Origin of the sequence: Bacillus sp. JJ1503 (assembly GCF_036965125.1) — a bacterium.
Classification (GTDB): Bacteria; Bacillota; Bacilli; order Bacillales; family Cytobacillaceae; genus Cytobacillus.
This window is the reverse complement of record NZ_JBALOZ010000195.1, coordinates 1-11773: the sequence shown is the minus strand read 5'-3', so window position 1 is coordinate 11773 and position 11773 is coordinate 1. Positions and strand designations below refer to the sequence as shown.

At 36.9% G+C, this 11773-nt stretch carries 9 protein-coding genes; all 9 read right to left on the bottom strand.

Features of this window, described 5'->3' with window-relative positions:
• Window positions 1-71: 71 nt before the first annotated feature.
• The 9 genes from araA to V7149_RS15205 all read right to left on the bottom strand — a co-directional run bounded on the left by araA (window position 72) and on the right by V7149_RS15205 (window position 11655).
• On the bottom strand, window positions 72-1553 hold the full coding sequence (gene araA, locus V7149_RS15245; protein WP_335346461.1) for an L-arabinose isomerase: 1482 nt from the start codon (window positions 1551-1553) through the stop codon (window positions 72-74).
• A 13-nt stretch (window positions 1554-1566) separates the two neighbouring features.
• Window positions 1567-3258 (bottom strand): ribulokinase, encoded by a 1692-nt coding sequence (locus tag V7149_RS15240; RefSeq protein WP_335346469.1) that lies wholly within the window; start codon window positions 3256-3258, stop codon window positions 1567-1569.
• Between the two features lie 20 nt (window positions 3259-3278).
• Window positions 3279-3971, bottom strand: a complete 693-nt coding sequence (araD, locus tag V7149_RS15235; protein WP_335346460.1) for an L-ribulose-5-phosphate 4-epimerase — start codon at window positions 3969-3971, stop codon at window positions 3279-3281.
• 196 nt (window positions 3972-4167) lie between these two features.
• Window positions 4168-5265, bottom strand: coding sequence for a GntR family transcriptional regulator (locus V7149_RS15230; protein ID WP_335346459.1), 1098 nt, complete (start codon window positions 5263-5265; stop codon window positions 4168-4170).
• Between the two features lie 261 nt (window positions 5266-5526).
• On the bottom strand, window positions 5527-6165 hold the full coding sequence (locus tag V7149_RS15225) for a YesL family protein (protein ID WP_335346458.1): 639 nt from the start codon (window positions 6163-6165) through the stop codon (window positions 5527-5529).
• A gap of 110 nt (window positions 6166-6275) precedes the next feature.
• On the bottom strand, window positions 6276-7679 hold the full coding sequence (locus V7149_RS15220; protein ID WP_335346457.1) for an ABC transporter substrate-binding protein: 1404 nt from the start codon (window positions 7677-7679) through the stop codon (window positions 6276-6278).
• A gap of 109 nt (window positions 7680-7788) precedes the next feature.
• Window positions 7789-8676 carry a carbohydrate ABC transporter permease gene (locus tag V7149_RS15215; RefSeq protein ID WP_335346456.1) on the bottom strand — a complete coding sequence of 296 codons (888 nt, stop codon included), beginning with the start codon at window positions 8674-8676 and terminating at the stop codon, window positions 7789-7791.
• Window positions 8676-9548, bottom strand: a complete 873-nt coding sequence (locus V7149_RS15210; protein WP_335346468.1) for a carbohydrate ABC transporter permease — start codon at window positions 9546-9548, stop codon at window positions 8676-8678. Before V7149_RS15210 ends, V7149_RS15215 begins: the two co-directional genes overlap by 1 nt.
• Window positions 9549-9744: 196 nt before the next feature.
• Window positions 9745-11655: a glycoside hydrolase family 127 protein gene (locus V7149_RS15205; RefSeq protein WP_335346467.1), complete on the bottom strand. Its 1911-nt coding sequence runs from the start codon at window positions 11653-11655 to the stop codon at window positions 9745-9747.
• Window positions 11656-11773: the final 118 nt, after the last annotated feature.

Genomic DNA, 11773 nt, shown 5'->3' with positions numbered 1-11773 from the left:
GTAATTATCATCCAAGATGACAAAGTCGGTTTCCTTCCCTGCAACAAGAATTCCAAATGAATTTTATGGTTTCACATTAAACGGGCTGTAATATCTTGTAATTTTAGTTCCTTCCTAAATGATGATAGTTTGGTATCTTTATTGATTAAAGTATATTCAATTCCGATCATCTCTGCCCAGTCAATTAATTGTTCAGTGGTTACTTTTGTAGAGAATACTGTGTGATGAGCGCCACCTGCGTGAATCCAAGCTTCTGCTGCTTCACTTAATGATGGGTATGGTTTCCAAAGCACACGTGCTACTGGCAAATTTGGCATTTCACTCTCTTGTTCCACAGCTTCGACTTCATTGATTAATAGGCGAAAGCGATTCCCTAAATCAATAATTGTGGCATTTACAGCATGGCCACTTACACCATCGAAAACTAGACGGGCTGGGTCTTCTTTTCCACCAATGCTAAGTGGCTGAACAACTATCTTTGGTCTACTGTTTGCTACTGTTGGACAAATTTCAAGCATATGCGAACCAAGTACAAGTTCATTTTCTGGATCTAAATGGTAGATGTAATCTTCCATAAATGATGTTTCTTTTCCAGCTGCAATTATTTTCATTAGCCTAACAAATGCTGCTGTCTTCCAATCACCTTCTCCAGCAAAACCATATCCTTCTGCCATTAGTCGCTGAGCAGCAAGTCCCGGTAATTGCTTCATACCATGCAGGTCTTCGAAGGTTGTTGTAAATGCATTGTAACCACCTTCTGTTAAAAATGCTTTCAAACCTAATTCAATCCGGGCTTGTTCACGTATTGAATCCCGAACTGGCCCTGGCACAAATCCTTCATGCGGAATATCATATAAGTGTTCATATTCCTCGAGTAGCAAATCTACTGCTGCTTCCGAAATTTCTTTCATTCTTTTAACAAGGTCCCCAATCCCGTATCCATCAACGGTCCAGCCAAATTTGATTTGCGCTTCGATCTTATCTCCTTCTGTGACTGCTACATTACGCATGTTGTCTCCAAAACGAGCGACCTTTAGTTTCTTACTTTCTGAAAATGAAACTGCAGTATAAAGCCACTTTTCAATACGTTCAATAACTTTTGGGCTATCCCAGTATCCTACAACTACTTTGCGGGGGATATTCATTCTAGCTCCGATAAATCCAAATTCACGGTCACCATGTGCGGATTGATTTAAATTCATAAAATCCATATCAATTTTATCCCAAGGTATATCACGATTAAATTGTGTATGTAAATGTAAAAGAGGCTTCATTAATTCACTTAATCCTGCAATCCACATTTTTGCTGGAGAAAAGGTATGCATCCAAGTGATGATTCCAGCACAATTTTCCGATGAGTTAGCTTCAATGATGACATTTCTAATTTCTTCTGATCTTTTCACAACCGGTTTGAATACGAGATCGAAAGGAAGCTTTTCATTTAATGATTTTGTCATTTGTTGGGTATGAGCGGCTACCTGTTGTAAAACATCCGGACCATATAAATCCTGACTTCCTGTCACAAACCAAAATTCATAAGCTTTTATTTTCATTCTTGAAATCCCCCTAAATTGCATATATTTTAGAATTTATTGCTTCTTCTTTTATGACATTCAATCGTTTCATCACATTGTTTTCCCCGCGACCAAAATAGTCATGGAGCCTGCTATATTCTTGATATAGTTGATTGTAAATTTTCACATTTTCAGTTTTCGGTCGGAACGTTTCTTCCTCAACTCTTGCCATTTTTTCGGCAACTTCTACGATCGAACGGTACCCACTCTTTTCTTCACCAGCTGCTACCGCTGCAAACATTGCGGAACCTAGGGCAGCTACTTGTTTAGATGCAGCTACTTTGATTTCTAGATTTGTCACATCAGCATAAATTTGCATTAATAATTTATTTTTTTGAGGTAATCCACCACACGCATACAATTCATGAATGGTGACCCCATTATCTCTGAATGCTTCTATAATTTTTCGTGTACCAAATGCGGTTGCTTCTAGTAATGCACGGTATATTTCCTCTGGCTTGGTCGCTAATGTTAAACCTAGAATGAGTCCCTTTAAATTTGTATCAACAAGAACAGAACGGTTACCATTCCACCAATCAAGTGCTAATAGCCCTGTTTCTCCTGGTTTTTTAGATGCAGCCTGTTTTTCTAGCCATTGGTGAATACTTAGCCCTTCTTTCTGTGCAGCATCCTTAACGTATGCAGGAACCGCCTCATCCACATACCATGCAAAGATATCGCCAACAGCGGACTGACCTGCTTCATAACCGAAATAACCTGGAATAATCCCGTCTTCCACTACACCACACATACCCTCAACTTCTTTTTCTTCGGTTCCAAGGAGCATATGACAAATTGAAGTCCCCATTACCATCACTAATTTACCCGGAGATACAACGCCAACCGCTGGTACCGCTGCATGTGCATCAACATTTCCAACTGCGACAGCTGTCCCAGGTAATAATCCTATTTGTTTTGCGATCTCCTCCTTTAAATCTCCTGCTTTCGTTCCAATCGGATAGATTTCTCCCCGTAATTTTGTCTCAGTTATTTGTTCAAGACGTGGATCTAGTGCCTTGAAAAATTCCTTTGATGGGTACCCTTTTTGCATATGCCAAATCGACTTGTAACCCGCAGTACAACTATTCCTTTTTACTTCTCCTGTAAGTTTAGAAATCACCCAATCTGTACCTTCAAGGAACTGATCCGCTCTGTCATAAATATGAGGGGCTTCATTTAAAATTTGCCAAATTTTCGGAATCATCCATTCAGAAGAAATTTTCCCACCATATCTTGCTAAAAACTCCTCGGCTCTATTCCTTGCAATCTCATTTAGGCGATTTGCTTCGTCTTGAGCTGCGTGATGTTTCCAAAGTTTGACCCAACTATGGGGATCAGATGCAAGTTCTTCATTCAAGCAAAGAGGGGTTCCTTGTTTGTCGACAGGCAGCATGGTACATGCAGTAAAATCAATCCCTAGACCAATCACTTGTTCTCGATTTATACCAGCTTCTTTAATAACAGAAGGAATGGAATTCGTAAGAACATGAATATAGTCAAGCGGATGTTGCAGTGCCCAATCATCCCCTAAAGAGAGTCCTATTATCGGGAGTGTTTGATCAATCACTGAATGCGGGTATGGTGTTACATGATCCGCAACCTCAGTTCCATCTGTAATATCAAATAGAACAGCTCGACCTGACTCGGTCCCATAATCAACACCAATAGTATATTTTTTCACTATCAAAGCTCCTCTCAGTCCATTTATTGTCCGTAATAGGCATTCACACCATGTTTTCTATAAAAATGACGATCCAGTAACTTTTGATTTATTTGCTCCACTTTCGGATTTAAAGTGAATGTAGATGTTGCAATTTTTGCAATTTCTTCTAAAACGACTGCATTTTCTACTGCTTTACTTGTATCTTTTCCCCAAACAAAAGGTGCGTGTCCGTCCACAAGGACACCAGGTATTTGTTCAGGATCTAATTGTTGCTTTTGAAATGTTTCGGCTATAACTAGCCCTGTCTTTATCTCATAGTCTCCTAATATTTCAAACTCTGTCATTTTACGTGTACATGGAATATCCCCATAAAAATAATCTGCATGTGTGGTGCCAAGTACAGGTATGCTTCTACCCGCCTGAGCCCAACTTGTCGCCCACGCAGAATGGGTATGGACAATTCCACCAATTGCAGGAAATGCTTTATATAAAACGAGATGTGTCGGTGTATCTGATGAAGGTCTTAACTTACCTTCAACAATATTTCCGTTAAAGTCAACAACAACCATATCTTCGACCTTTAATTCCTCATACGGTACACCACTGGGCTTTATCACTATTAGGTTGTTCTCACGATCAACCCCACTAACATTCCCCCATGTAAGCGTAACCAAATTATATTTTGGTAATTGCAGATTAGCCTCAAGTACAGCTTCTTTTAATTCAGAAAGCATTTGTCCTCCTCCTTAAAATAATATCTATACATCTATTATATAATTGTACGTACAAGTTTACCACAATATTTTTTAAATATTTAGAAATTTTAGTCTACCGTTAATTAACTAAACATTTTACACAGAATTTTACCTAACCTTGGAAAGTATTTCGAAAAAAAATCTGGCAACAAGCATAATTTTGCTTGTTGCCAGATTATTCTTTTACACTGTTTGGCAGTGGTCCTGTTGAATTTCGTATAACTAGTTCTGGAGTGAAAATAACAGAATCTGAGATTGTTATTTCCTTCCCATTTTCAATTGCATCGACTATTAATTTTGCAGCTAACTTTCCCATATCTACTTTTGGATGAGTAATGGTTGTCAATTTCACTTCAGAGGCAAGTGCTAGTTGTGAATCATCAAAACCTATTATTGAAATATCCTCTGGTACTCGTAAACCTTTTTCACGTATTGCATCTAGTAGAACAATAGAAATATGGTCATTATAGCAAAAGAAGGCAGTAGGATGCTCGCGTTCGGCTAGTACATTTTGCATCTGTTCGTAAAGATTCGCACCGCGGTCTTCAGTCATAAAGGTAATAATCGTATCCGGTTGGATTGGAATATTATACTCCCTATGGGCCTTCATAAATCCCTTCATCCTATTAACACCTTGCAAATCATCAATTTTAAAAACACCCCCTATCTTCTTATGACCTAATTTAATAAAATGTTCAGCTGCTAAAAACCCTCCAGCCTCATCATCGACAGTTAGGCTAGCTGGTTGTAGCTCTGAGTAGGCGGCATTTATCATCACATAGGGAATTTTATTTTTTTCAATCGTTAAGTAAGTATTCAGATTCGGGTTGTAAATAGCACTTTTGGTCGGTTCTACAATTAGTCCATCGAGCTTTTGGCTCAACATATTATCTAAACATTTTCTTTCCCTTGCAGTGTCATGATTTGTACTGGCAAGTAATAAATTATACCCTCTATCACTCAAGTATGATTCAATTCCACCAATGATAGATGGGAAAATATAATCTGTAATTGAGGTTGTTATAATTCCAATTGTCTTATCAATTTGAGGGGGCTCTTTTTTAATAAGACTACTACAAAAGGTACCACGGCCTTGTTGTCGATATAACCACCCTTCATGGACAAGCTCATTAAGCGCCTGCCGGATGGTATGACGACTTACTTGGAAAAGTTCAACTAATTCATTTTCCGATTGTAATTTTTCATCTGGTTTGATCTTTTCTTCATGTATCCATTCTTTGATTTGTGCTTTAATTTGTTTATATTTAATCATCGTATCCTCCACTTGTATGGTTTCAGATGGTTATATGTGTAGAAATATTAATACACCATACAACTATAGGCTTAACTTTTAAACTTTTTCATAGTTAATATAATTATACTATTTGTACGTACATTTATAAATAAAAATGTTGTTCTGAATAGTGAAGGAATTCTTTATAATCATTGCCAAGAAATATTGATATTCTATAGTAAACAGTATTATGGAAGGCTTTTTTCGAATCCCTCAAGAAGTGGCAATTGTTTGGAAACTTCATAGTTTTTGCAGACTCTTATACGCTCGGGCTTCTAAAACTCTAAATACCGAATTTGTCATCCTCATAATAAGAAAACTAATTAAACTACCAAGAAAGAAAATAATCAATATGGTAATATACGACATGATGTATTGTAATATTAAGACGCTTAATGCAATAAGAAGAGTAGTTTTTGGAAAAGAAACTCCAATAACGATTGCATATTTAAAGTATTGTATTGTTTTCAATTCGAAATGGACTTTTACAGGGAAAATATATAACACAACAATTGCATAAATGACAAACAAACTTAGTAACACTAAGTTGAGGATTGTCGCAACCCAGCCGTCAATCGTTGAGAAAAACTTAAAGTCTATGTAAAGAATGAAGCCAATTCCAAGTAAAATAAATCCTAAAATATTTGATTTTAGGAATTCTGACTTAAATGTACTCCAAAAGGTTTTAAATACCTTAATGTCCTTATCACTTCGTATCCATTGACGTAAAACTGTAAACATCGCAACCGTTGAAGGAAATATTCCAAAAATAATTAGACCTAGAATACTAAATAACATCCATAAAAAATTAACATATGCAAGTCTGATAATCCAATCACTCGCTCGATAAATAAAATCCATTAATCCGTTTGTCCCCATTTGATGTGCCCCCTATATTTCAGTAATAACAAATAGATTGACTAGAACGAAAGAAATAATTATGAATATAGTACGGAGCCAATACAGCCCCGTACCATTGTATGGATTCATTATTCACCCCTAGTTGGGTATCTTCCTTTTAACAATGGATTAACATGTTCAGAAAGCTTATCCATTAATTCTTGCGCAGATCCTTGACCTAGCCATAATAGATCCATAGTACTAAAGACTTCTGTACGAATAGCACTCCAGTTTTTCAAGGTAACTGCCGGGTTTCGATAAATACCTTCTAATGTATAATCTATAACAGCTTCTTTATATTCTGGCGGATGAACACCATCTTTTAACCACTTATCTGTAAACTTTTGGTCTTTATAGTACTTATCTTGAACAGGCATCCACAATCCATCTTCATATAAGTTTACAATCTCAGGATCATTATGATAGAGATAGAATTTAAGGGCTTCTTCAGGGTGTTTTGTACTAGAGAAAATTGAGGTCGCACCAGCGCTAGTAACTGATTTAGCTGCAACCTTCATTTTTGGTAATACACCAATACCAAAATTCACATCCATTTCTTTATAATCATTCAAACTCCATTGGCCGTCGATTAACATTGCAAATCGCTTCGTATCTAGCCCCATTGTTGTTTCTGGCATATCTGCTTGTTGAGTTGGTGTTGGAGCAACGTGATGTTTATGAATCAAGTCTTGTAATAATTGTAAGGCCTCTACAGCTTCCGGTTGATTCATCGTAAACTCAGTACCTTCTTCATTTGCAATGTCTCCGCCATTATTTCGGACAAATGGATACCATGCTGCCCAGTATGTTGGAGTATCAATACCGAATTGTTGAATATTTTTCGGATCAAAGTCTGGACTTAATGCATTATTGCCATTTCGATCAATAGTGAGTTTTTTCGCTGCTGTTAAAAATTCATCCCACGTCCATGCATCTATAATATTTGTTGGAGGTGGCTCAACACCTGCCTTCTCAAAAGAATCTTTATTATAGTAAATATTCATAACTTCGATTGCTGTTGAGTTCCCTAGATGTTTCCCTTCATCATAGTACAAATAAGTTTCAGGAATTCGGCTAGCAAGTTCAGGATAGTCTTTTTCATATTTTGTTAAATCCATAATATGCCCATCAATTCCCCATTGTAAGACCAACCCTTCAGGAACATAGGCTACATCTGGTAAGTCTCCTGAAGCCATTAATGTTACAAGTCGGGTTTCATATTCATCTGGAACGTGTTCAGCTTTTACTTTAATATTTGGATTTTCATTATTAAATTTATCCACCATGTACTGAACGGATTGTTGTTCAGCAATCCCGCCCCAGAACATAAATCTTAACTCTACTATATCTTCACTACTGCTACTACTATTACTGCTACTGGTACTATTACTACTACTACTATTATTACTACTATTACTTTTAGAGCTTTGACATCCAGCCAACATCAATAGAGCAGAACAAATGATTAGCATAAAACTCTTAATCTTTTTCAAAAATAACTCCCCTCTCTGATTTTTCCATTATTTTAATAAATTAATATTTTGGTGATGTAGACTGAAAACACCTCCTTTAAGCTCTCAAAATGTTTTACTTATTATTGCATTATCCTTTAACACCTGTTAGTGCTATTCCTTCTAAGAAGTATCTCTGGGCAATAAAGAACATAATGATAATCGGAGTAATCATAGCTGTTGATGCCGCCATTAAATATCCCCATTGCGCATTGTATAAACCACTAAATTGTGCTAATCCTACAGCTAATGTAAATTTTTCACGATCTTGCAAGTAAATGAGTGGACCAAGAAAATCATTCCAAACAGCGATAAAAGTAAAAATGAACACAACGATAAAGGCTGGTTTCGATAATGGGATAATAACTCTCCATAGTACTTGAAATGGATTGGCACCATCAATATAAGCAGCTTCATCTAACTCTTTTGGTATCGTCATGAAAAATTGTCTCAATAGGAAAATGGCAAACACATGAGTTCCTAACCAAGATGGCACAGTTAATGGAATAATGGTATTAATTGTCCCTAGTTTTTGCCAAAGTATAAAAGTAGGGATTAATGTTACTGCATATGGTAACATTAGTGCAGTTAAGATAATCCCAAATACAAGATTTCGCCCCTTCCATTTCAATCGGGAAAAACTAAAAGCAGCTAATGAACATGTGATCAGTGTCCCTGCAACATTCCAAAATTCTAAGATTAACGTATTTATTAAGTACTTTAGAAAAGGAACGACCGTTAATGCCTTTGGATAGTTCTCCCATAAAAATGGATTCGGTACCCACTCTGGTGGAAATGTAAAGATTTGTGTATTACTCATAAACGAACTGCGTATTAACCATACAAAAGGTAATAGCATTACAACGCTCAGTGCAATTAAAATAAAATAGATTAGAGCTCGCCCAATTGTAAACTTTGGAGTGTTTACTATTATTGTTGCTTTGGGTTCTGTATTCGTTTGTACTTCTTGCAAGCTCATTACGATTTCTCCCCCTCATAATAAACCCATGATTTTGCAGTTCTGAAAACCAGTGCTGTAACAGCCATAATAACGAAGAATAGAATAACTGCCATGGCACTTGCATATCCCATCTCAGTCTGTCTAAAAGCCTTTTCAAATAAATTGAATACATAGAAATAAGTGGCATGGTTTGGTCCGCCATTCGTCATAATGTATGCTTCGTTAAATACTTGGAACGTATTAATCAAAGCCATCACAAGATTAAAGAAGATAACAGGTGTCATGAGTGGTATTGTCACATATCTCAATTTATGGAAAGCATTTCCCCCATCTACTTCTATTGCTTCATACAAATGACGGGGCACTCCTTGTAATCCTGCTAAGAAAATGATCATCGTATTTCCCATTGCCCATGAACTCATTAAGATCAGCGATGGAATTGCTGTTGTTTCACTATAAAGCCACATGAGACCAGGTAGCCCGATTGCTTTCAAACCAGTATTCATAAGACCAAAATCCGGGTTGAAGATCCATAGCCACAGCATTGAGTTTGCTACACTTGGAACTAAGACTGGTAAGTAGAAAATTGTACGAAAAACACTTAACCCCTTTACCTTTTGATTAAGTAATATCGCAACAAAGAAGGCAACGCCTATTACTACTGGAACACTTCCAAGTGTATAATACGTTGTTACAAACATTGATTTCTTAAAGAGCCTGTCCCCGGTAAACATCCCTATAAAGTTATCAAGCCCTATGAAAGTAGGAACTCCACCTACCCTCCAGTCTGTCATGGCTATGTAGAATGAAAAGAGCATAGGTCCCAGATTTAATAATAAGAAGCCCAGTATAGCTGGGGTAGCAAGTAAAATCCCCCAGTTCCTTTCCATTCTTTCTATTCCACCGCCAGTTCTATTTCTTTTCACATGTGACACCTCCGTTTAGAGTCTGATTACAGACACTAAATTTTAACAATTTTCTGACTGTTTTTCGCAATCAGAAGTCAACATTAATCATGACGGAATGGTGCAGTCTTATGAAAATTAGCTTTTTCCAAGGCTAACACCTTCATTTAGAAACATTTCTTTAATTCGCATGAATCCATGTAATCATTTCCCCTGGTCCCCTATTATTCCATAGGTAGTAAGGGACAGCTATTATGTTGATTGGAATTACATCGTCCTTGATTGCAGCGGTTGATTGATACAATTTATTTGTCCAATGCGAACTATCATAACGATACGCATTCCCTTTAATAATAGGCACTCCCTTCAATACCCCATCATCAAAGTCGATAATGAGATCAGAGTTTTTTGATAGTGTAATAATTGGTAAATTTTTCCCATTATCAACTTCTTCCAGGCAGTAAACAATCGGTCCTCTTTGGAGCACCACTTTCCCGATATTTTCTCTGACATGTGGATGAGCCCTTACTTTCTGTATGGTCATAGGCAAGATGAGTGTGACTTGGTCTTGGTCTTTCCAAGTTCGCTTTATTTTCGCATAACCATTTTCTATACATCCTGAAAGGTTGATTCTCACTTGATTTACGAATATTTGCGGATTTTCACACCACTCTGGTAATCGAAGAGCAAGGGTGAAAACGGTATCATTATTAAGTTGAATATGAGCTTGAACAGTATCTTCCCATGGATAATTCGTTACTTGTGCAAGTTGGATTGTCTCAATTCCCACTTGGAAGTTTAACTTATTTCCAGTGTATAAATGAACAAATAGTTCATCTTCATTTTGGGTGTAAATATATTCACCTAATGAAGCTACTAATCTCGAAATATTAGGCGGGCAACATGCACAGCCAAACCACGGCTGTCTCGTATTTTTCACATGCCTTAAATCATGTCGAAATTCACAAGCTTCCGGCCAAACCTCCAAGGGATTAACATAAAAATACTTTTTTCCATCTTGTGACATTCCACTTAAGACTCCGTTGTATAAAGCTCGTTCCATACTGTCTGCATATTCACGTTCAGGGCTAATTTCTAACATTCTTCTTGCCCAAAATACAAATCCAATTGCCGCACATGTTTCAGTATAGGATCGATCATTTGGCAGGTCATAATCAATCGTAAATCTCTCCCCATTTGCTTGTGAACCGATTCCACCTGTTACATACATTCTTTTTGTAACAACATTATTCCATATCTTTTTGCAAATACTATATAATTCCTGATCATCATACTCCTTTGCAAGATCAGCCATAGCGCTATATAAATACATAGCTCGTACAGCGTGACCTTCAGCTGTTACCTGTTCTCTTATAGGGATATGTGCTTGTGAATAATCTTTTTCTCGATGACGCACGAAATTTTCAGGATAATTATTTGCTTCGACGTCAAAGAAATGTGGTTTTTGTGCACCACGTTCCTCTACGAAAAATTTGCTCAATTGAAGGTGTTGCGGATTTTTTGTAACACGGTATAACTTAACTAATGCTAGTTCGATTTCTGGATGTGCATCATACCCTCTGATTTTTTCTACTTCTGGCCCGATTACAGTGGAAATGTGATCGACATACTTACAAACAATGTCTATTAGTTCTGATTTCCCTGTTGCATGATAATAAGCAACTGCTGCCTCAATCATATGGCCAGCACAATATAACTCATGATCATTATGGAGATTTGTCCACCTCTTACCTGGCCTTGCTACAGTAAAATAAGTATTCAAATACCCGTCAGGTTGCTGTGCTCTTCCAATTAATTTAATTGCTTCATCAGCTAGTTCCTCTAAGTCTCGATTTTGCATATGGGCTAATGTATGTCCTACAGTTTCCAGCCATTTTGCTAAATCACTATCTTGAAATCGCATCCCATGGAATTCACCTTCATCTTCACCTGCAGCAATTCGGAAATTCTGAATAGTATGGGTTGGTTCCGTGTCAGGATGAGTATCATTCATTACTTCCCACTGAAATGGAATGACTACATTGTGGATAAGTTCTTGGTATTTTGACCAAAAGGAATCCTGAATCTTCACCTTCAACTGGTAACACCCTTTCTCCTACAATTATTAAAATATGCTATTTTTTTATTTCCCGAAAATTCAGATATAAATATCTAGAAGCTAGCTTATCTTATTTAATTTTACTAATTAG